The organism is Sneathiella marina (assembly GCF_023746535.1).
Classification (GTDB): Bacteria; Pseudomonadota; Alphaproteobacteria; order Sneathiellales; family Sneathiellaceae; genus Sneathiella; species Sneathiella marina.
The window spans coordinates 1,709,408-1,732,474 of sequence record NZ_CP098747.1 but is presented as its reverse complement, the minus strand read 5'-3'; the positions used below and the strand labels follow the sequence as shown (position 1 = coordinate 1,732,474).

At 50.8% G+C, this 23,067-nt stretch carries 17 protein-coding genes; 6 read left to right on the top strand and 11 right to left on the bottom strand.

The annotated features are described in order from the left end of the window. Positions 1–4: 4 nt before the first annotated feature. Genes NBZ79_RS08280 through NBZ79_RS08270 form a run of 3 tightly spaced genes read right to left on the bottom strand, consistent with a single transcriptional unit; the run spans position 5 to position 2,984 of the window. Complete coding sequence (locus tag NBZ79_RS08280; protein WP_251937332.1) at positions 5–1,714, bottom strand: PqiB family protein; 1,710 nt, start codon at positions 1,712–1,714, stop codon at positions 5–7. Continuing rightward, positions 1,711–2,343 (bottom strand): paraquat-inducible protein A, encoded by a 633-nt coding sequence (locus tag NBZ79_RS08275; protein WP_251937329.1) that lies wholly within the window; start codon positions 2,341–2,343, stop codon positions 1,711–1,713. Before NBZ79_RS08275 ends, NBZ79_RS08280 begins: the two co-directional genes overlap by 4 nt. Beyond that, the gene (locus NBZ79_RS08270) at positions 2,340–2,984 is read right to left on the bottom strand and encodes a paraquat-inducible protein A (RefSeq protein WP_251937327.1); all 645 of its coding nucleotides are present in this window, start codon (positions 2,982–2,984) and stop codon (positions 2,340–2,342) included. The genes NBZ79_RS08275 and NBZ79_RS08270 overlap by 4 nt, the downstream gene beginning before the upstream one ends. A 351-nt stretch (positions 2,985–3,335) precedes the next feature. Between NBZ79_RS08270 and cysD the strand changes: the two genes are divergently transcribed. Continuing rightward, positions 3,336–4,241, top strand: coding sequence for a sulfate adenylyltransferase subunit CysD (gene cysD / locus NBZ79_RS08265; RefSeq protein WP_251937324.1), 906 nt, complete (start codon positions 3,336–3,338; stop codon positions 4,239–4,241). Next, the gene (cysN, locus tag NBZ79_RS08260; protein ID WP_251937321.1) at positions 4,241–6,139 is read left to right on the top strand and encodes a sulfate adenylyltransferase subunit CysN; all 1,899 of its coding nucleotides are present in this window, start codon (positions 4,241–4,243) and stop codon (positions 6,137–6,139) included. Before cysD ends, cysN begins: the two co-directional genes overlap by 1 nt. A 38-nt stretch (positions 6,140–6,177) precedes the next feature. On the opposite strand, the gene rfbA is transcribed toward cysN, so the two are convergent. Then, on the bottom strand, positions 6,178–7,047 hold the full coding sequence (rfbA, locus tag NBZ79_RS08255) for a glucose-1-phosphate thymidylyltransferase RfbA (protein ID WP_251937318.1): 870 nt from the start codon (positions 7,045–7,047) through the stop codon (positions 6,178–6,180). A gap of 94 nt (positions 7,048–7,141) precedes the next feature. Further along, the gene (locus NBZ79_RS08250; protein WP_251937315.1) at positions 7,142–8,602 is read right to left on the bottom strand and encodes an SAM-dependent methyltransferase; all 1,461 of its coding nucleotides are present in this window, start codon (positions 8,600–8,602) and stop codon (positions 7,142–7,144) included. 205 nt (positions 8,603–8,807) lie between these two features. Between NBZ79_RS08250 and NBZ79_RS08245 the strand changes: the two genes are divergently transcribed. Together NBZ79_RS08245 and NBZ79_RS08240 are read left to right on the top strand one after the other, a co-directional pair. Next, positions 8,808–12,428: a hydantoinase B/oxoprolinase family protein gene (locus tag NBZ79_RS08245; protein WP_251937312.1), complete on the top strand. Its 3,621-nt coding sequence runs from the start codon at positions 8,808–8,810 to the stop codon at positions 12,426–12,428. Between the two features lie 30 nt (positions 12,429–12,458). After that, a complete protein-coding gene (locus tag NBZ79_RS08240) occupies positions 12,459–12,833 on the top strand; it encodes an MGMT family protein (protein ID WP_251937310.1) in 375 nt (124 codons plus the stop codon). 17 nt (positions 12,834–12,850) lie between these two features. Here the strand turns inward: NBZ79_RS08240 and NBZ79_RS08235 are convergent, their stop codons facing one another. From NBZ79_RS08235 to NBZ79_RS08215, 5 genes are all read right to left on the bottom strand, one after another. Further along, positions 12,851–14,266, bottom strand: coding sequence for a multicopper oxidase family protein (locus NBZ79_RS08235; RefSeq protein ID WP_251937307.1), 1,416 nt, complete (start codon positions 14,264–14,266; stop codon positions 12,851–12,853). A 102-nt stretch (positions 14,267–14,368) separates the two neighbouring features. Continuing rightward, complete coding sequence (locus NBZ79_RS08230; RefSeq protein ID WP_251937304.1) at positions 14,369–14,827, bottom strand: YHS domain-containing (seleno)protein; 459 nt, start codon at positions 14,825–14,827, stop codon at positions 14,369–14,371. Positions 14,828–14,905: 78 nt separating this feature from the next. After that, on the bottom strand, positions 14,906–18,616 hold the full coding sequence (gene metH / locus NBZ79_RS08225; RefSeq protein ID WP_251937301.1) for a methionine synthase: 3,711 nt from the start codon (positions 18,614–18,616) through the stop codon (positions 14,906–14,908). Between the two features lie 30 nt (positions 18,617–18,646). Beyond that, entirely contained in the window at positions 18,647–19,570 is a 924-nt protein-coding gene (gene metF / locus NBZ79_RS08220) for a methylenetetrahydrofolate reductase [NAD(P)H] (protein WP_420854597.1), read from the bottom strand. A gap of 2 nt (positions 19,571–19,572) precedes the next feature. Continuing rightward, positions 19,573–20,529, bottom strand: coding sequence for an ArsR/SmtB family transcription factor (locus tag NBZ79_RS08215; protein WP_251937295.1), 957 nt, complete (start codon positions 20,527–20,529; stop codon positions 19,573–19,575). Positions 20,530–20,899: 370 nt separating this feature from the next. On the opposite strand from NBZ79_RS08215, the gene NBZ79_RS08210 reads away from it, so the two are divergent. Together NBZ79_RS08210 and NBZ79_RS08205 are read left to right on the top strand one after the other, a co-directional pair. Further along, a complete protein-coding gene (locus NBZ79_RS08210; RefSeq protein ID WP_251937292.1) occupies positions 20,900–21,661 on the top strand; it encodes an MlaA family lipoprotein in 762 nt (253 codons plus the stop codon). A 58-nt stretch (positions 21,662–21,719) separates the two neighbouring features. Next, positions 21,720–22,352, top strand: a complete 633-nt coding sequence (locus NBZ79_RS08205; RefSeq protein ID WP_251937290.1) for an MlaC/ttg2D family ABC transporter substrate-binding protein — start codon at positions 21,720–21,722, stop codon at positions 22,350–22,352. A gap of 32 nt (positions 22,353–22,384) precedes the next feature. On the opposite strand, the gene phoB is transcribed toward NBZ79_RS08205, so the two are convergent. Continuing rightward, positions 22,385–23,065 carry a phosphate regulon transcriptional regulator PhoB gene (phoB, locus tag NBZ79_RS08200; RefSeq protein ID WP_251937287.1) on the bottom strand — a complete coding sequence of 227 codons (681 nt, stop codon included), beginning with the start codon at positions 23,063–23,065 and terminating at the stop codon, positions 22,385–22,387. Between the last annotated feature and the right edge of the window lie 2 nt (positions 23,066–23,067).

Sequence of the window (23,067 nt, the reverse complement as noted above, 5' to 3'; positions counted from 1 at the left end):
ACCCTTACCTTTTCCCGCTAATCAACGCACTGGGATTGCGTTCCAGAAATTCAGCCAAACCACGGACCGCCCTGCTTGCAGCAGACAATTCCTGAAGCATCACTGTCAAATCATATTTGAACGGGGATCCATCGGCAATCAGACTATTTGCCGAACTGAACATTTTTTCCGCCGTGGCAAGGGTCGCATCAATCTTCTTGATGGCATCCCGGGTTTCGTCAAGCGTCATGCCGATTTGCGGCAGGGTTTTCTCATCGAAACTTTCCGCGACTTTACGAACGGTTACCGCAAGCTTGCGATATTCGGCAATGGTCGATTGCAATTCTCCGGAATTAATGAATTTATCAATGCCACCAACAGTTTCCGTCAAATTCTTGCCCAGTTCCTCGATGGGTAATTTGCTGAATTTTTCAACCAGCTGGGCGACGGAAGTGGTGATTTTCTCGATATCTGCCGGCATGGTTGGAATCTCAGGATACCGATCACTCGTTGCCAGGAAGACAGCTTTCGTATCCGGCGCCAGAACGAGATCAACAATCAATTGACCCGTCAGGAAATTGGCCGATTTCAATTTCCCCTTCAAACCCCGCATGATCAGATTTTCAATAATCTTCTTACGCAAGTTGCCCGCTTCAACAACCGACAGCAATTTCTTCCCCGCATCCGTGATTGTAATCCGCTGAGGTTCAATCTCGATCAATACGGGAATATGGTATTTTTTCTTTTCCTCATCAATCTCAAGGGTGATTTCCTTCACGGTCCCTATTCTGATCCCGCGAAATTCCACGGAAGCACCAACGGCAAGTCCACTGACAGATCCGGCAAAATACAGCACGTAATCAGCTTTTTCCGTGTATTTGGCGTCTTCCTTGGCTTTAAAGTTCCTATAGAGTTTGAATTTATGGCCACTCTCGGCCTTCCAGGTGTTTTTATAGATAGACTGGGTATCAAACTCGACGGCCCCCGTGATGAGAGCCTGAAGCGATTCAGCGCCAACCTCGATACCGGATGTCGATACGTTAATATTAACACCCCCCGCATTCCAGAAATTGGTTCCTTCCAACACAAGGGCATCAAAAGGGGCCTTCACAAATGTATAAACATCTATTGATTCGTTGCTCTTGGCGAGGCGGTACCCGAGGACAGTACCGACCCTCAGCCCTTTATAGACAACCGGCGTTCCGCGCGAAATATTGCCTAAACTCTTGGTCGACAGGACAAATTCTGTCCCCTTGTCCGTCGACGTAATCACCGGCGGCGTCGCCAGTCCCTCAAACGCCTCTTTACGCTCGCCTCCTGTTCCGGGGTCAATCTCGATAAAGGATCCTGACAATATTGTTTCCAGGCCGGTAATGCCCTGCAATCCAATCGACGGGGAGACAACCCAGAACCGCGCAGTATCCGTCAGATACTTATCGGCTTCCCGATTGACATCAATCACCACGCTCACGCCCTTTTCATCATCAAGAATATCGATCCGCGTCAACAAACCGATGTTCACATCCTTGAATTTGAGTTGGGTTTTCCCCGGGGTCATTCCTTCCGCATTTTCAAAAATCACGGAAATCTCGGTGCCCTTCTCGACGACGGTTTTGACAATTAAAAAAGCCGCGACCCCCAGCGCGATAATCGGGACCAGCCAAATACTGAGCAGACTCCCATAACCGCGGCGAATTTTAGCCTGTGGTACGTCCAGGTTACTCTCTTCGGTCATACTTTTTCCCCCAACTTGTCCCAAATCAAACGCGGGTCAAACGTCATGGCAGCGAACATCGTAATGATAACCACGGCAGCAAAGGCAATTGCGCCAGCGCCAGCCTCCACCGTAGCTATGGCTTGTAATTTAACAAGTGCAATAAGGATAGAAATCATAAATATATCAATCATCGACCAACGCCCGATAAATTCCGTAAAGCGATATAGCAATGCGCGATTGCGGGGGTGCCAGGTCACATTGAACTGCACGGTTATGACTAAAAAGAACAAAGCTACAATTTTGAATATCGGGACTATTACGCTTGCAATAAAAACGATTGCGGCGATGGTCCATTGACCGGAATGCACGAGTTCTATGACCCCGCCCATAATGGTGTTGGTTGTCGATTTGCCGAAAGATACAAGGGTGAGAATGGGGTAGACATTGGCCGGAACATACAGAATTGCAGCAGCAATCAACAACGCCCAGGTCCGCTTAAGACTGTTCCTTTTTCGGGAGCTGAGCTCGCTGTCACATCTTGGGCAGCGATTGGAAGTCGAACGCCGATAGGAATTTGAAATCAGCAAGCCGCAGGTTGGACAGGAAACGGCGTCCATCGACCGCGCTGTTACATAATGCCCGGTCATGATTTCACTTCATCCAGCCGCGACCACAGGGCTTCGTCATCCAGGGTCAGATAGGCCATTACCGTTGCCGCCACCATCAAGACAAAGGCAAAGAGGGACAATCCGACACTCACTTCGGCAAAATCGCTTAACTTCACAAACGCGACGATGATCCCCAGAATAAAAATCTCCGACATTGCCCAAGGGCGAAGATGCATGAGCATTCTGATCTGGAATTGAGGATTGAAGGGTAATCGGTTCAGCCGCAGTGGCAGCAACAATGAGATCAGCACAATAAGGACCATCATGGGCGCAAGCACACTCGAGACAAAAACAACAATCCCCAGTTCCCAATAGCCTTCGTTCAAAAAGGCAATTGCCCCGTCAATCAACCTGTTGGATTGCGAACGGCCGTCCAACTCAAAAGTCAGAAGCGGAAACATATTGGCCAGTATAAAGAAAAGAAATCCGGTCAGCGCAAAAGCCAATGATCTATCAAGGCTGTTTCGATGCCGGACAAATAACAGCGCACCGCAGCGGGTACACCGCCCCTGTTCTCCCTCATTAATATCCGCGATAGCATGCACAAGATCGCATTCCGGACACGCAAGCCTGGTATCCGTATAGGCAAAATCACTCTCGATAAAAATATCCTCCCGCATCAAATGTTACAAAGCAGAGAAATAGATGTCATCTTGCGTCTCATCGATGTTGTGCCTCGCATAATACGGGGCGAAACGGTCGCGTTCAATGGTTTTCCGCTTATCCTGTTATACAGCTGCCTGTAATACCGGTTGCCATGATAATTTCGGCATCCAATCCGGAGGGGTATTGTATTTAAATTACAGTTGCATATCTATTATTTAACAAAATAACATACCAATTACATATAATCACAATTTATTTTGTATTATTACGTAGTTAGCCCTTGTTATCGAGCTGATTTTTCGGTACTCCCTTGCGTTGCGGCCCACTTCAGGCCAAATATGAGAAGAAGGAAACGAGTTCTTACCATGACGTTACATCTGACCCATCTTCAGCAACTGGAAGCAGAGAGTATTCAGATATTTCGGGAAGTTGTCTCGGAATTCGAAAACCCGGTGATGATGTATTCCATTGGCAAGGATTCAGCCGTTCTTCTGCATCTGGCCCGCAAGGCCTTCTATCCCTCACCTGTTCCCTTTCCACTGTTGCATGTGGATACCACATGGAAATTCAAGGAGATGATCGCCTTTCGGGAGCAAATGGTAAAGGAATATGATCTCGATCTGCTTGTCCATATTAACACCGACGGTGTCGCCCAGGGCATTGGCCCCTTCACCCATGGATCGGCGCTTCATACGGATATTATGAAAACCGAGGCGCTTAAGCAGGCTTTGGATAAATATAAATTCGATGCCGCATTCGGGGGCGCCCGGCGTGACGAGGAAGCCTCCCGGGCGAAGGAGCGTGTCTTTTCCTTTCGCAGTGAAAATCACCGGTGGGATCCGAAAAACCAGCGGCCGGAATTATGGTCTTTATATAATGGCCGCGTACGCGCGGGTGAAAGCATCCGCGCCTTTCCTTTATCCAACTGGACCGAACTGGATATCTGGCAATATATCTACCGGGAAAACATTCCCATTGTGCCCCTGTATTTTGCGGCGGAACGGCCCGTGGTCGAACGGGATGGCATGCTTCTCATGGTTGATGATGACCGCCTGCCGTTGGAGCCGGGCGAAGAACCGCAGATGAAATCCATTCGGTTCCGGACCCTTGGTTGTTATCCGCTGACCGGCGCCATTGAATCCAGTGCAACGTCGCTTCCGGAAATTATTCAGGAAATGCTCGTCGCCCGCACGTCCGAACGGCAAGGCCGGTTGATAGATAAAGACCAGGCCGGATCCATGGAGAAGAAAAAACAGGAGGGCTATTTCTAATGACATCTTTACCGGAAACAGCCAAAACGGAAATTGACGCCTATCTGGAAACCCAGGAACAAAAAGACCTGTTGCGGTTTATAACCTGCGGCAGTGTCGATGACGGAAAAAGCACCTTTATCGGCCGGTTGTTATGGGATACCAAGCTTCTGTTTGAAGACCAGCTGGCAACCCTGACGGCTGAAAGCAAACGCATCGGCACCCAGGGCGGCAGCATAGATTACGCCCTCCTTCTCGACGGCCTTCAGGCGGAGCGGGAGCAAGGGATTACCATTGATGTGGCCTACCGTTTCTTCACGACGGACAAGCGCAAGTTTATTGTCGCCGATACGCCGGGACATGAACAATATACGCGAAATATGGTGACCGGCGCGTCAACAGCAGATCTGGCCGTAATTCTGGTGGATGCCCGAAAAGGCATGCTGACCCAAACCATGCGTCACAGTTACCTTGTGTCGCTTCTGGGGATCAAGAAAATTGTCCTCGCCATCAATAAAATGGACCTGGTTGGATATGACGAAGCCATTTACACCAAGATCAAGGCCGATTATGAGGCCTTCGCCCGGCAACTGAATTTCGATACGATCCAGACCATCGCCGTCTCCGCCCTGAACGGCGATAATATGATCGAATTGAGCCCGGCCATGCCCTGGTATCAGGGGCCGACGATCCTTGAATATCTAGAAACCGTGGATTTTGGCAAAGATGTGAGCGAGGCGCCCTTTCGCTTGCCGGTGCAATGGGTAAACCGTCCCAACCTCGATTTTCGCGGATTTTCCGGCACCATCGCCAGCGGAACTGTTCGTGTCGGCGATGCGGTGGTTGAACCGGTATCCGGGCAGGCGAGCACGGTGTCGCGGATCGTCACCTTTGACGGAGACCTGGAATCGGCCGAAGCCGGCCAGGCGGTCACGCTCACCCTCGCAGATGAAATTGACATCAGCCGCGGTGATGTGCTGTGCCAGACGTCGGATCGTCCGGCCACCGCCGATCAGTTCAGCGCCCGCGTGGTCTGGATGCATGATACGCCCATGCTGCCCGGCCGAAACTATCTGATCAAAATCGGTACCTCTTTAATTTCCAGCAAGATCAGTGACTTGAAGTATAAAGTCAATGTCAATACTCTGGAACATGTGGCGACAAAAACACTGGCTCTGAACGAAATCGGTATCTGCAATATTACCCTTGATAAGGCTGTGTCCTTTGATCCATATGCGGATAACCGGCAGACCGGCTCCTTCATTCTGATCGACCGTTTTTCAAACGCCACCGTGGGCGCCGGCACCATCGATTTTGCCTTGCGCCGGGCGGACAATATTCATTGGCAATCGGTGGATATTCATAAAGAAGCCCGGTCGTCCCAGAAAGACCAGAAAGCCTCTGTCCTGTGGTTTACCGGCTTGTCCGGATCGGGAAAATCAACCATTGCCAATCTGGTCGAAAAGAAACTGCATTCTCTCGACAAGCACACCTATTTGCTGGACGGGGATAATGTCCGTCATGGATTGAACAAGGATCTGGGCTTTACCGATGCGGACCGGGTCGAAAATATCCGCCGGGTTGGCGAAACATCCAAGTTGTTGGTTGATGCGGGATTGATAACTCTGGTGTCGTTTATTTCCCCGTTCAGAAGCGAACGTCAAATGGCACGCGGCCTTCTCGAAGAAGGTGAATTTCTGGAGGTATTTGTCGATACGCCCCTGGAAATCTGTGAAGAACGGGATATCAAGGGCCTGTATAAAAAGGCCCGCGCCGGCGAAATCAAGAATTTCACCGGCATAGATTCAGCCTATGAGCGCCCGGAGAATGCGGAACTTGTCATCGACGGGGCGAAAATGAGCGCGGAGGATGCCGCGGCCTTTATCGTGGAATTCCTGCAGAAACGCGGATTGATATGATTTTTCTATGAATTCGGCCTATTAATATGAATTCCCTATTAATCCAGAAGAGAGAGCAGATATTCCCCATATCCGCTCTTTCTTAAGGGTTCCGCAAGACCGGCCAGTTCCGCCGCCGATATATAGCCTTTTTGAAAAGCGATTTCTTCCGGACAGGCCACTTTGAGGCCCTGACGTTTTTCGATTGTCTGGACAAAATGCGAGGCTTCCAGAAGATTGTCATAAGTCCCCGTATCGAGCCAGGCGCTGCCGCGACCCAGAACTTCCATGCTCAATTCATCGCGATCGAGATATAATCTGTTTAAGTCGGTAATTTCCAGCTCGCCGCGGGCGCTGGGTTTCAAATGACGGGCGAAATCGATGACCTGGTTATCATAAAAATACAAACCGGTAATGGCGATATTGGATTTTGGATGTTCGGGTTTTTCCTCAACCCCCGTTACTTTTCCATCGGCATCAAATTCCGCGACACCATAAGCCGCCGGATCCGACACGTGATAGCCAAATATAGTCGCGCCCTGTTCCCGGTTTTGAGCATTTTGCAACAGGGTTTCGAACATATTCGCATAGAAAATATTGTCGCCAAGAATAAGCGCCGAAGGGTCGTCGCCAATATGTTTTTCACCGATAATAAAAGCCTGCGCCAAGCCATCCGGCGACGGCTGCTGGGCATAGGTAAGGTTAAGTCCCCATTTGCTGCCATCGGCCAAAAGATGTTGAAAGACGGCTTGCTCTTGCGGTGTGGTGATAATCAGGATATCCCGAATACCCGCCAGCATCAAAGAAGTCAGCGGGTAATAGATCATCGGTTTGTCATACACCGGCATCAATTGCTTACTCACGCTGATCGTCAACGGATGCAAGCGGCTGCCTGTCCCACCGGCCAGAATAATACCTTTATGTGCCATAGAGCCCCGTTTCTCGTTTGGAAAGATCGTTGATAATTTCTTAGGGATACCAGTAATCAGTTTATATTCTGTTACCGCCGTAATTCAAAATATTTTAATTTGCGAGCGCTCTAACGCGATTGACGATCCTTCTCCCACCCTCCGATTGCCGAAGAAAAACACTATTCTTGCGAAGCAATGCCCGCGCAGCAGTCGCGTCCCCCATGGTCAGCAGAAGGTCAATAATGACAATTGCCGGGTCTGCCGTATTGTCACACCTGAAATACATGTCATCCACATTGCGCAGGGTCTGAACGGCGGTCTTTTTTTGCCACGGGTCCAGTGTATCGAGATTTGCTTTCAAGGCCCATGCGAAGCCGCTGAAAATTTTTGCATCCCAACAGCTCATGCGCAGGGCGCCAATCATTTGTTCAAATTCAAGACCATCAATATTCCGCCCGATTATTTTTTTCATCATGAAAAATTCGTCCGGCCCGAAATCCCTGATATGTGTTTGAAAGGCATGGGACAGATGTTTTAGCTTTTTTCGCCGTATATTCATCACCAATCCAACGGTTTCCAGCGATGATTTCAAATGGCCCGGAGAGAAAAAGCGTCCCCCTACCCGATCCAGATATCTCGAGATTGCATGAAAATTCACCCGCGCCGTATAACAGCCATTGCGCGCAATTTTCCTCTTTGGCAAAGAACGGATGGATGTCAGATCGCTGTCCCCGAAGTCGCTGGCAAGCATAAACATCGGCCCGGTCGTCAAGGACGACAATTTCTCAATCGCCGTCAAACCGCCAACGGGAATCGCAAAATTCAGGGTATTCTCGCTCTTTTGATACTCATTGAGAACCGCGTTCCAGTTCCTGTTTTGATAATAGTCCTTCGCGCAGTCTCCAACCCGATAGTCGATTTTCGTCCGATGCACCAAGTCTGCAATATGGTCCGCATCAGGATCCATCCTGCATTTGATGAGTCGCGCCCGCAAGGTGCCATTTCGGATTTCAAACAGATCATGGGGAAGGCTATCGAGAATATAGTTTGCGATAACAGCCAGGGGCGTCTTGATTGCACCGGCAACCAGTGTCCTGCCAGAGATTAAAAGCTCGATTGTCTCCGGGCTCATGACATCCAGATAGGCGAAATCCAGCACACCTTGCCGGATGAAAGCCTGTAGTTGTGGATGATGTTTCCAGAAATCTATGTTGGCCTTGCAGATATCGGTCATCACATAGACAAATTTTCGATTGTCCCTGATGGACATTTCAAGGTCCGAGAAGAAATGCTTCAAGAAACCATACCCAAACCTGCCGGCACCCGCCCCAAGTTCAATAATGTAAAAGGGATCTTCCGAGGGATAGGATTTTCCGGATCTGGAAAAATCCGCAAAAAAACCTTGGACTATTTTGGCATAGCGGCTGGCGATAAAGGGATTGGTCGTAATGTAATTGGGCACCGCGGAATCATGCCAGGCCTTTATTCCCATTTGCCTGTAATAGGTTCGAACCAAATGCCAGATTGGCGATTGCGATGCCGGAACAAAATCTTCCTGTTGTTGGTGCAACATCGATCTTCATACCTTTTGCTTCTGTGGAGAGTTGACCGCAGCCCGGTGTTGTTTTTCCCCAATTAGGGCGGATATATTGATATAGAACGATACTGGCTTGATCCCCGTGAAACACGGAAATCAAACAATGAGGATTGTAATATTTTTTAACTAGTCTACTTGTGTTATCGAACACTCACTCAAACCAAAATCCGGACATTGCATTATGGGAAAATCTGCGGCAGTAACCTCACAGGACGATTGGCAATTTTGGGTCGATCGTGGCGGCACCTTCACGGATCTTGTGGCGCGCAAACCCGATGGCAGTGTTGTAACCCACAAACTGCTGAGCGAAAATCCGGAACATTATGCTGATGCAGCGTTGCAGGGTATTCGGGATATACTGGGTATCGAGAAATCGGCCCCCATTCCCTCCGACGTTATCGGCACGGTCAAAATGGGCACAACCGTTGCCACAAATGCCCTGCTTGAACGCAAAGGCGAAAGACTGGCGTTGATTACGACAACGGGATTTAGGGACAGCCTCAGAATTGGATATCAAACCCGGCCAAAGCTGTTTGACCTCAATATCAAGCTCCCCGAAATGCTCTACGAGACGGTTGTCGAGGTGGAGGAACGCGTTGGCGCGACCGGCCAGTTGATAACACCGTTGAACCTGGAAAAAGCCCGAACAGATCTGCAAGCTGTTTTCGATACGGGCATTCGTGCCTGTGCCATTGTCTTCATGCATGGCTATCGCTATCACGATCATGAACAGCAGGTTGCGCAGCTTGCCGCCGACATCGGGTTTACCCAGATTTCCACCAGCCATGGCGCCAGCCCCCTGATGAAAATGGTCAGCCGCGGCGATACCACGGTTGTGGATGCCTATTTGTCGCCGATCCTGCGCCGGTATGTGGATCGCGTTGCGTCCGAGCTTGGGGATACCCGTCTCATGTTCATGCAATCCAATGGCGGATTGACGGATGCCCATTTTTTTCAAGGAAAAGATGCCATTCTCTCCGGCCCGGCTGGCGGGGTGGTCGGTATGGTGCAGACATCTGCCATGGCCGGATTTGACCGGGTTATCGGCTTTGATATGGGTGGCACCTCAACGGATGTCTCTCATTTTGGCGGCGAATATGAGCGCGCGTTCGAAACCGAAGTCGCCGGTGTGAGGATGCGGGCCCCCATGATGCTGATCAATACGGTTGCCGCAGGCGGCGGCTCCATACTTGATTTCGATGGGGCCCGGTACAAGGTCGGGCCGGACAGTGCAGGTGCAAATCCGGGACCAGCCTGTTATCGGAAGGGCGGCCCGCTGACAGTTACCGATTGCAATGTCATGCTCGGTAAACTCTCCCCGGATTTCTTCCCGAAGGTTTTTGGTCCCAATGCCAACGAGGCACTGGATGCGGATATTGTAAAAGAGAAATTTACGGAGCTTGCAGACCGGATTAATGCGGCCACGGGCACCAACCGCACCCCGGAAGAAGTTGCCGAAGGCTTCCTGTTTATCGCAGTTGAAAATATGGCAAATGCCATCAAGAAAATCTCCGTTCAGCGTGGATATGATGTTACCGAATATGTGCTGACCTCCTTCGGCGGCGCCGGTGGCCAGCATGCCTGTATGGTCGCGGACAGTCTCGGCATCAAGAAAATCATGCTCCATCCCTATGCGGGTGTCTTGTCTGCTTTCGGTATGGGCCTCGCTGATTTGCGGGTGATGAAAGAACGGGCTGTCGAAGTCGAACTTTCCGCCGCCGAACTTCCCGCGATTTCCAGTGCGCTCGACGAATTGGCAAAGACAGGGTTCCAGGAAATGCTGGCACAGGGCGCGCCTGAAGACCGCATTACCGTGGAGCGCAAGCTGCATATCAAATATCATGGCTCCGATACCTCCATGATCGTGGATTTCGGCACATTGAAGGAAATCATCCCCGCCTTTGAAGCCGCTCACCGGCAACGGTTTGGCTTTAATACACCGGAAAAAACCATGATTGTTGAGGCTATCGCCGTAGAGGTCATTGGCTCCGGTGACAAGGTTGACGATCCCGTCCTCACAAAACCGGAAACGGCCGAAACCACCGTTCCGATTGCCCAGCAAAGCATTTTCATGGGGGATAAACGAAAAGACTGCCCCTTCTTTGATCGCGATGCACTTGCTGTCGGTGAAAAGGTCACCGGCCCCGCGGTTATCGTCGAGAGCACGGGCACAACAGTGGTCGAGCCCGGCTGGCAGGCAGAAATGAATAATCGCGGCCATCTTATCCTCGAGCGTGTGGAAGAGATCAAGCGGGTGATGGCCATCGGCACCAATGTGGATCCGGTCATGCTGGAAATCTTCAATAACCTGTTTATGAATGTGGCCGAGCAAATGGGGACGGTTCTGGAGAAAACAGCTTATTCGGTGAATATCAAGGAACGGCTGGATTTCTCCTGCGCCGTCTTTGACCTGAATGGCGACCTGATCGCCAATGCACCGCATATGCCAGTGCATCTGGGCTCCATGTCGGAAAGCATAAAATCGGTCATCCGCAAACATCGTTCAAGCATGAAAGCCGGGGATGTATTTGTGCTGAACGCGCCTTATAACGGCGGGACGCATTTGCCGGATGTTACGGTGATTACACCGGTTTTCGATTTGGCGGAAAAGGATGTTCTGTTTTATGTGGCCAGTCGCGGCCATCATGCGGATATAGGCGGCCTGACGCCGGGATCCATGCCGCCTGACAGCAAAACCGTCGAGGAAGAAGGCGTTATTCTGGATAATATTCTGCTGGTCGATGGCGGGGAAATCCTGGAACAGGAAATTACCGATATCCTGAACTCGGGCGCCTATCCGACCCGGAACGCGGACCAGAATATGGCCGACTTGAAAGCCCAGATCGCCGCGTGCGAAAAAGGAATTCAGGAACTGCGCAAGATGGTCGACCAGTTTGGCATTGATGTTGTTCATGCCTATATGGGACATGTGCAGGACAATGCGGAAGAATCCGTCCGGCGTGTCCTGGATGTCCTTAAAGACGGGAGTTTCACCTATCCCATGGATGACGGTTTCGAGATCAAGGTCAAGATCTCGATCAACAAGGAAGCGCGGACCGCAACCATTGATTTCACGGGCACCAGCGGGGAGCATCCGACCAATTACAATGCCCCGCGGGCAGTGACAACGGCGGCGGTTCTGTATGTCTTCCGCTGTCTGGTCGATTCAGATATTCCGCTCAATGCCGGCTGCCTGAAACCGCTGGACATTATCGTGCCTGATAACTCCATGTTGTCCCCGGTTTATCCGGCGGCGGTGGTTGCCGGGAACGTGGAGACTTCTCAATGCATTACCGATTGCCTGTTTGGGGCTCTCAACGTCATGGCGGCGGCGCAGGGCACCATGAATAACTTTACCTTCGGCAATGATGTCTATCAATATTATGAAACCATCTGCGGCGGTGCCGGTGCGGGCCCGACTTATGATGGCACCAGCGCGGTTCATACGCATATGACCAATGCCCGGCTGACCGATCCGGAAGTTCTTGAATGGCGGTTTCCGGTTACCCTGGACAGTTTTGAAATCCGCCCTCAATCCGGTGGCAGAGGGGCCCATCCCGGCGGCAATGGCACGTTGCGTAAAATTCGCTTCCATGAACCGATGACAGCCGCGATCCTGGCAAGTCACCGGGTTGTCCCGCCCTTCGGGCTGGAAGGTGGCGATCCGGGTCAAGTCGGCAAACAGTGGGTTGTCCGCACCAATGGCGAAACCGAGTATCTTGAAGGTCGGGACAAAACGGAAATGCAGGCGGGCGATATTTTTGTCATCCAGACCCCGACGGGCGGCGCCTATGGCGCCTAATGCCCTCCCTCATTATTGCCGGTTGGGGATATGAATTCTGAAAATATAACCGACCGGAAATCCCTGCATTCGCGCATTTATGAGGTTGTCGACCAGGTCCCTGCTGGGCGGGTTGCAACTTATGGCCAGATTGCAAAAATTGTCGGTTGTGGGGCGCGCGTTGTTGGCTATGCCCTGGCTAGCCTGCCCATCAGCCGGCCGCTTTGCTGGCATCGTGTCGTAAATGCCCGCGGTGAGATCAGCTTGCGATCATCCGGCGACAGTCATTCGCGCCAGCGCAGCCTGCTTTTTGAAGAAGGTGTCCGTTTCGACCTCAAGGGGCGAATTGACCTGAGCGAATTCAGATGGCAAGGCCCGGGATGGCTCTGGCTTGAACAAAATGGCTATGATCCCGGAGATTTCTGAGCGCAATTGCCCATCAATCAATTGCTATCGGGTATCTCTCGATAGGCCATTGTAGAGAACATTCCCGCCGCCAGATGATAGAGGTTGTGACAGTGAAAGGCCCAAAGTCCGGGATTTTTCGTCTCCAGCGCTACCGTCACGGTCATCCTGGGCGGTACCATGATTGTGTCGCGCATCGCCCCGTTAAAACGCGTGCCGTTAATTTCGACGACCTGAAAACTATGTCCGTGCAGATGCATCGGATGTGACATTGACGTCTTGTTGGTTAAAACAAGTTCAACACGCTGGCTCTCCTCAACAACCGCCGGCATGCCAGCTTGCCCATGGATGGGCATATTCCAGATATAGCTGGACATGAAGCCCGTCAAATCCACCGGAATAATCTGCTGGACCTGCCGCTTTTTGAGCGGCGTCACGGCGCGCAGCAACGCTTCCTGCTCCAGTTCCACACGCGGACCTTCCGTTTCTGTCTTTGCCGATATCATGGCGACAGCTGCCCCTTTCGGGCGCAAAATAATCCCGGACTGCAGCTTTCGTCCCTCACCAAGCGCCAGCACCGGCACCGCCGATCCGTCAGCAGGCATGGTGAGCATGATGTCCGCCCGCTGCGCAATGGCCAGCGGAAAGCGCTGCGCGGACACTGGCTGCACGGGATTGCCGTCAACCGCCACCAACGATCCTTGTACCGCTCCCAGATCCACCGTGAATTCGGAAGAGGCCGACGCATTGATCACGCGGAGCCTGATACGCCCGCCCTTTTCAACCGCAATAATCTCTGGATCATCGAGAGTGCGGTCATTGGCAAGATAGGCATCAAAGTCAACATCATTGAGATCAGGGCCGTCACTCTTTCCCGTGTCACTACTGCTTTTTGACATGCTCATGGCTGGTTTCGGTTTACGCAGTTCCGCAAATATTTCCTCAGGGCTCCGCCAGGCAAAATCTTCCAAAAACAGCACAACTTCTTGTGCATCCTCCGCTTGTTCCGCCTTATCACGGATAATCAAGGGTGCGGCCAGCAGGTTCTGTTCCTGAAGCCCGAAATGCGAATGCATCCAACGCGTACCGGTTGGAAGTGCTGCAAATTGATACTCCATGCTACCGCCCGATTTTATGGGTGGTGCCGAAAGATAGGGAACGCCATCCTGCCGCCAGGGCTCCTCCATTCCGTGCCAATGCACCAAGGTGTCGACATTCAGCTCATTTACAAGTTGAACATTGAAGGGCTCGCCGTCGTTGAGGAAAAGGCCGAAAGTGCCGTCATTCTGTTCGATACCGTATCGTGTAACAGCCTTGCCCTCGACTTCGATCTGCCGGGTTTTTACCCGCAATACTGTCTTTGAAGCCGCCTGGACATCCGGAATCTTTGCCACCGACGCCCCAGCTGCCAGTCCTGCCGACGCTGCCAAAAAAAACCTGCGTGATACGTCCATGCTATTTTCCTTTACCTGCGCCAAATTACCGGCTTTTTAAATAGGAAAGGGCACATCCGCTCACCTCCGCCGGGTAACCGTGGGGTGATTATCTACCTAATTCTAATTTTTGGCCAGATATTGCTGCCAGTTCCTGTCGGCATCCTGAATACGGGCGGCGATGCCCGTTTCCTCCCAGCGGTGCTTACCGATATCATGGCCAAACAGATAGAGTTTCCCTTCAAAAATCAACCAGACCCCCGGATCAATATCGCTCAGGTTCCCCAGGCTCATCTGGTTGGAGCAATAACCGCCATATTGCGGCGCATAGCTTTCGGGCGAGGCCATAAACAGATCCCGGCTTTGCGCATTGGCAAACCGCCATGTCGCGCCTTTCCATTCGGCCGTGTGGCTTTCCTGTCCTTCTGCCGGCTTTTGCGTATTGAAATAGGCGACACTGTCATAGCCATCCACCGCCAAATCACCCAGATAGGATTTGTTTATCTCGTCAAAGGCCCAGGCGGACCCCGCGCTCAGGGAGAGCAGGGAAACAAGGATAGCGGCAAAGAAACGTCGAAACATGCAAAATCTCCGTTGAAATTCCCGCCTATCCTGACGGCCTTCCCGCCGGTTTGAAAATCAAATTATTGTCAACTCACCCTATGCCCCTGCCGGCCTCACCCGCTCATAGGTCAGATTGGACGCCAGCAGTCTCTCGGCTTTTTCAACCGAAATCCCCTTGCGTTTTGCGTAGTCTTCCACCTGATCACGGCCAACATTTCCAACCCCGAAATATCGTGCGTCGGGATGTGAGAAATAATATCCGGATACGGAAGATGCCGGTGTCATGGCAAATCCATCCGTCAGGTTTATCCCGATGCGCTCGGCCGCTTCCAGCTGCTCAAACAGGCCGGTTTTCTCCGAATGCTCCGGGCAGGCCGGATAACCCGGTGCCGGGCGGATGCCCTGATACGCTTCCTTAACCAGTTCCGCATTGGAAAATTGTTCCTCTACCGCATAGCCCCAGAGGGTTTTCCGGGTCTGTTCATGCATATATTCCGCCGTCGCCTCCGCCAGCCGGTCTGCAAGGGCTTTCAGAAGAATACTGCTGTAATCATCATGGGTTCGCTCGAACTCCTCAAGCTTTTTCTCAATACCCAATCCCGCGGTGACGGCGAACCCGCCAAGGTAATCCGGTATGCCACTTGATTTGGGGGCGATAAAATCAGCAAGGCACTGATTAGCGCGGTTTTTGGACCTGTTCATCTGCTGACGCAAAAAGGCGAAGCGGTGCTTTTCTGTCCGACGGCTGTCATCCGTATAAATCACCACATCGTCACCGTCCCGGGCGGCCGGAAAAAACCCGACGACAGCTTTTGCCGTCAGCCATTTTTCAGAAATAATCTGCTTCAACATGGTCTGTGCATCGTCATAGAGTTCCCGCGCCGTCTCCCCGACCACCGCGTCATCCAGGATTTTCGGAAAATGTCCGGCCAATTCCCAGGTTCGGAAGAAAGGCGACCAGTCAATATAGTGTGTCAATTCCGCAAGATCGATATCATCAAATTGCCTGAGGCCGAGAAAGCTCGGTTTTTTCGGACGGTACCCCGTCCAGTCAATTTTAGCGCCGTTTGCGCGGGCTTCATTCAGGGAAAACTGCGCATCAGGGCGGGCTTTTTTAAGATAATTTTCCCGAACCTGAACATATTCTTCCCGCACGGTCTCCGCCAGTGCCTGATTATTTTCGTCACTGGTCAATTGAGTGGCTATTCCAACCGCCCGCGACGCGTCGGTAACATATATGGTCGTGCCTTCATATTGTGGTGCGATTTTCAGGGCCGTATGGACTTTCGACGTTGTCGCCCCGCCGATCAGCAACGGCAGCTCAAACCCCTGTCGCTGCATCTCGGATGCCACGGTAGCCATCTCTTCAAGGGACGGCGTTATCAGACCCGATAAGCCGATGATATCAACTTTCTCTTGCTGCGCTGTCTCAAGTATTTTTGAATAAGGCACCATCACGCCCAGATCAATAACCTCGAAATTATTACATTGCAAAACGACGCCCACAATATTCTTGCCGATATCATGCACATCACCCTTCACAGTCGCCATAAGGACTTTACCCTTGGTTGACGCCAGACCGCTGGATTCCTTCTCAGCCTCGATGTAAGGCAAAAGGTGAGCGACTGCCTGCTTCATGACCCGCGCACTTTTTACCACTTGCGGCAGAAACATTTTGCCGGACCCGAACAAATCCCCCACCACATTCATACCGTCCATCAAGGGCCCTTCAATGACCTGGATTGGCCGCGGAAATTGCAGGCGTGCCTCCTCCGTGTCCTCAACGATATAATCAGAAATTCCTTTGACCAGGGCATGGCTAAGCCGTTCATTGACAGGCTTTTCTCTCCAGCTGAGGTCGACAACATTGCTCCGTTTCTGACCGATGGCTTCTTCCGCCACTTCCAGCAGCCGCTCTGTCCCGTCGTCCCGTTTGTTGAAGACGACATCTTCAATTCGATCCCGGATATTGTCCGGAATGTCTGAATAAACGGCGAGTTGGCCGGCATTGACGATCCCCATATCCATGCCGGCCTTGACCGCATGATAAAGGAATACGGAATGCATGGCTTCGCGCATGGGGTTATTGCCACGCAGGGAAAAGGACATATTGCTCACGCCGCCACTGATCTGGATATGCGGCAGCGTCTCTTTAAGCTCAGCTGTCGCTTCAATGTAGTCTTTGGAAAAATTACTATGCTCTTCGATACCCGTGGCAATAGGAAAGATATTCGGATCGAAAATGATATCTTCTGGTGGAAATCCGACCTTTTCTGTCAGGAGTTTATAACAGCGGGTGCAAATTTCAATCATCCGCTGCTTGGTATCCGCCTGCCCGTCTTCGTCAAAGGCCATCACCACCGTCGCGGCGCCATAGCGGCGAATTTCACGCGCATGGCGCAAAAACTCCTCTTCCCCTTCCTTCAAGGAAATGGAATTCACGACCCCTTTGCCCTGAACCGTTTTAAGCCCGGCTTCCAATACCTCCCATTTGGAGCTGTCAATCATCAAGGGAACCCGGCTGATGTCCGGTTCGGACGCTATGAGATTGAGAAATTTTGGCATGGCAGTGACGGCTTCCAACATGGCATCGTCCATGTTGACGTCAACGATTTGCGCCCCATTCGCAACCTGGTCTCGCGCAATATCAAGAGCCGTGTCGAAATCGCCGTCCATAATCAGTTTTTTGAACTTTGCAGACCCCGCAACATTCGTCCGCTCGCCGACATTAATGAAGCCCGCGACATCATCCATATAGAGCGGCTCCAGACCACTTAACCGGCAAACCGGCACATATTCCGGACATTCTCGAGGCTGTAGGTCCGACATTGCCTCCGAAATGGCCGCAATATGTTCGGGTCGGGTACCGCAACATCCACCAACGATGTTGACCAGGCCGCTTTCGGCAAATTCCCGAAGCTGCGAGGCCATATATTCCGGTGTGTCATCATAGTCACCGAGTTCATTTGGCAATCCCGCATTGGGATGGACGCTGACATTTGTGGGAGCGATTGAAGAAACTGCCTGGACATGGGGCCGAAGATCCTTGGCCCCAAGTGCACAGTTAAACCCGATGCTTATAGGGTCGACATGGGCCATCGAGGCCCAAAAAGCTTCCGCCGTTTGACCGGACAATGTCCGGCCGGATGCGTCCGTGATTGTTCCGGATACCATCACCGGATGGCGGATACCGGTTTCATCAAAATATCGTAAAACGGCGTAAATGGCCGCTTTACAATTCAAGCTATCGAATACGGTTTCAATCAGAATAATCTGGGCGCCGCCATCGATCAATCCGCGCAGAGCTTCATCGTAGGACGCAACCAGTTCGTCAAAGGTTACATTTCGAAAACCCGGATCATTGACATCCGGTGAAATTGACGCAGTACGATTAGTCGGCCCCAAAACGCCGGCAACAAATCTTTGTTTTTCAGGCGTCAAGGATGACCATTTATCCGCAGCACGGCGCGCCAGCCTGGCCGATTGACGATTAAGCTCATATACTTCACTTTCGAGACCGTAATCAGCTTGCGCGATCGATGTTGAATTGAATGTATTGGTTTCCAGTATATCTGCACCGGCGCTTAGAAACTGGTCATGGATCTCCTCTATCACGCCGGGTTTGGACAAGCTGAGCAGGTCGTTGTTCCCTTTCAGGTCAATTCCATGATCGAGATACGCCGTCCCTCGATAATCCGCCTCTTGCAGATTATAGCTCTGGATCATGGTTCCCATAGCGCCATCCAGGACCATGATGCGACTGCCAAGAATAGCTTCAAGTTCGAAATACGGTTTTGACTTTTTCATAAAATTTCTTTCCGGATAAATCGAGGTCCGTCAGGGATTACAGGCAAGTTGATTGGGCCGTAATCCAAGTGTATGGCAAACCGAGTACACAAGATCTGCGCGATTCAACGTGTAGAAATGGAAATCCGTAACACCCGCCTGTTGCAACTGAAGACATTGTTCGGAAGCGACCATCGCCGCCACCAAATTGCGGGTTGCCGGATCCTCATCCAGTGTTTCAAACAAATGGGTGAGCCAGGCTGGAATTTGCGTGCCACATTGTTCGCTGAACTGGCGGATTTTGGAATAGCTGGTCACGGGCAGAATGCCCGGTACGATGGGAATGGTAATGCCATGGGCCTGGGCCCGCTCGACAAATCGCAGATAAACCTCAGGATCAAAGAAAAACTGTGTGATGGCCCGCGTCGCGCCCGCATCCATTTTTCGTTTCAGATAATCAATATCCGCCAAACTGGACGCCGCATCGGGATGAATTTCGGGATAGCACCCAACAGTAATCTCAAAATCATGCATCTTCTTTAGATGTTTGATGAGTTCCACCGAACCGGAAAAGCCGCCAGGATGCGGCTCAAACCGTTCCTGGCCTTCTTGCGGATCACCCCGCAATGCCACAATATGATTTATTCCGCTTTCCCAGTAACTCTCGGCAACTGCTTCTATTTCTTCTACAGTTGCACCGACACAGGTTAAATGCGCAGCCGGCTCCAGGGAAGTTTCGCGCCGGATTCTACTGACAAGCTGATGTGTGCGCTCCCGTGTCGACCCACCGGCGCCATACGTAACGGAGACGAATTTCGGCCCAAGCGGTGCAAGACGATTGAGAGACTGCCAATGCTTCGATGCAAGGGCTTCAGAGCTGGGAGGGAAAAACTCAAACGAAACCTCCACCCTGTTCGCGATCCCATTCACGACAAGCCCTTGTTCGGCACTTCGTCCCGGAGAAATACCTGACATAATCATGACGCAACACCTTTCTCAATAACTTCTGACGCGAGGGTTGCTGTCCAAATATTAACCGTTAGCGGATCCCCCTCAAGAACCTCTAATTCCAGTTGCTCCAGCCCCGCTTGTTCGCAAAAGCGCCAGATTTCATCCGTATCAAACCCGAGTTGACGGTGAGCGTAGTCAGTTCGCAAACTATCGATTTCATGTGGAGCGAAATCGGCAATGGCAAAGATACCGTTGGGGCGCAGGAGCCGCGCAGCCTCTTTAATGGCGCGTAGTGGATTTTCGGCGTAATGCAGGACTTGATGTATTATTATGCCATCTTGTGATTGATTGGCGAATGGCAGATTATACATATCAGCCAACCTTACCTGGCAATTTCTAAGCCCCTCCCCCTCGATCGCTGCGCGCGCATATGAAAGCATTTCGCGACTGGAATCGACGCCGATTGCATGTTCGACCTTCGGGCCAATCAATTCCAGCATCCGACCCGTCCCTGTGCCGATATCCAGGAAATCCCTTATGTCGCGGCCGTTAAAGATTCTCTCAAGGCTTTTCTCAACCTGCTTTTCAGGCACATGCAGCGATCGAATACGCTGCCAGTCCGCCGCATTCTCCTTGAAATATTGCTCTGCGGCGACGACCCGGGTTTTTTTTACGGATTGAAGCCTTTCCAAATCTCGAGAGACAACCGAGTCATCTTCTGGCACCAAATCAACTAATGTTCTTGCCAACAGAGAGGTATTGTTTTTACTAGAAAGACGATAAAATACCCAGCTGCCTTCCTGATATCGATTTAACAATCCGGCATCACATAAGAGCTTCAAATGCCTTGAAACACGCGGCTGGCTTTGACCCAATATTTGGGTGAGCTCGCTTACCGTTAGTTCCGAATGTCCGCACAGAACTAATAAACGCAACCGCGTCTCTTCGGCAGCGGCCCTTAACCCCTGAAGCAAATCATCCATGTATCATTCCAGTCGTTTTCAACAATTTTAATGATATAAACATATCTTTATATCTTTGTACAGTAAAAACCGGATCTTACAGCGACTTTTTCGCAACACACCTTCAGGATTATGGGAAATTGACAAGGCCGTGACTCGCGTTGAATATTTGCCTGTGATACGAAAAATGTAATCTGGGGCAAATAGCGAGAAGTATGTTTTATCGAACTTTAACTGCTCGCTAAAATGTGCAATGGTTAAAAAGTAAAGAATTCAGTAACAGTTGCGATATAGGGTGTCTTCTCGATTGAGGGGTTCATCAAAAAAACTGGAAGTAAATGGAATGAGTTTGGGAAATTTGTGGCCGTCATTAAAAGGGGGTTTAATAGTTGTGGCCCTCTTCACACTATTGAGCGGTTGCGCCACAGCACCTGCGGATGACAAATCAGCAGCGTCTACTGTGATGTACGAAGAAGTATATGATCCATTCGAACCCATGAACCGTTATTTCTTTGACGTGAACTACGCACTGGATGCCCTGTTTCTAAAACCGGTTTCCGAAATATACCGGGGTGTATTGCCGCTTCCGGTCCGGGACAGTGTCCGCAATTTCTTAACCAATCTATCTCAACCCATTTATTTGATAAATAACGTCCTGCAAGGTGATATAAATGCCGCCGGGGACAATATGGGCGCATTTTTCACCAATACGTTTTTAGGCCTGGGCGGTCTTTTTGATGTAGCACAGCTCAATACACCTGAAAATGATATGGGACAAACATTCGCCATTTGGGGAATTGCAGAAGGCCCTTATCTAGTTGCGCCGCTACTCGGCCCATATACCATGCGTGAAGGTGTTGGTGGGATAGTCGATTGGTATATCGACCCGGTTAATATAATAGCCCGTGAACATGATGAAACCTATGTTGGTGTCTGGCGGTGGGCGGTTGACGGCCTGGATAAAAGATCGCGGGCTATTGAAACCCTCGACGAAATAGAAAAGAATTCAATTGATTTCTATGCAACGATCCGCAGCCTGTACAGGCAGAGCCGAAAGAGCAAAATTCTCAAAGGCGCGACTGATCCGTCGCAATTGCCAAGCATGTCATTCGGCGAGGATGATGAAATCACAAAAACCAGCACAACAAATTAGAATTTACCGTAATTGATTTTATCGATTGCCTGATTTGCTCATTCATAGGAGCCACGTAATGCTAAAGAAACGTACTTTTCTTATTTCGCTTTTATCCGCCGCGGTGATGTGTACATTCTCTTTCCTGCCCATCTCGGCGGCAGAGAACTCTAACGCTCAAGCAGCGACGGCCCTTATTAAATCCATGGGTGATGACGCAATCAAAACGCTTTCCAACAAATCCTTGTCTGAAAGTCAGAAAGAACATCAATTCGAAAAATACCTGGACGAAAGTTTTAATATGAAGCTTATCGGACGGTTTGTTCTTGGCAATAATTGGCGAACGGCCACCGACGAGCAGCGGAAGGAATTCCTAAGCGTTTTCCGCGATTATATGGTTGTCAGTTATGGCCAGAAAATCGGTTCCTATTCTGGTGAAAGCCTAAAGATCAAGGATGCAAAACCTATCAATGACAAGGAATCACTTGTCTACAGCGTAATAGAACAGCCAAATGGTCCGCCGATTAAACTGGATTGGCGTGTCCGGAAGGCTAATGATGGCAAACAGCAGATTGTTGATGTTATCGTTGAGGGAGTAAGCTTGGCGGTAACCCAGAGATCCGAGTTTTCCGCCGTTGTAAACAAACCGGGCGTTGGTGTTGATGGTTTGATCAAAAAGCTCCAGGAACAGGTAAAAGCTGAAGGAAGTTAATCAGCCCCCGTTATTCTGCCTTGAACGACGTATCAGCTTCGTTCAAGGCAATAGCCCACCGCTCTTACTGTTCTTATTAAATCCACCTCTCCTGCACCATTGAGTGCTTTTCTCAATCGGCGAATATGGACATCCACAGTACGGTCCTCGACATACACATTTTGCCCCCAAACACCGTCAAGAAGCTGCTCCCGAGAAAGAACACGGCCCGGACGTTCCATAAAGAACCGCAATAATTTGAACTCTGTTGGTCCCAAATGCAGTTCCCGCCCCGCCCGGCTGACTTTATACGCAACCAAGTCCAATATTATGTCGGCGATAGTCAGGGTATCACTTTCAGCATTCGGATTATTACGCCGAAGGACCGCGCGAACTCGAGCCATCAGCTCGGCCGGTGAAAACGGCTTTGACACATAGTCGTCTGCCCCAACATCGAGGCCACGAATACGGTCCGTTTCCTCTCCCCTGGCGGTAATGATAATCACCGGCAGATTTCTGTGAACGGGATCTCGTCGTAGCCGCCGGCAAATCTCGATACCTGAGATTTTCGGGATCATCCAGTCCAACAGCAGCATCTCCGGTTTTTCCTCTTCCAAAACCAGCAATGCTTCTTCGCCATCTGTGGCAGAAACAACGTCGAAACCTTCGCTTTCCAGATTATACTGAAGGAGCTCAACCATGGCAGGCTCATCTTCGACAACCATTATCTTCATTT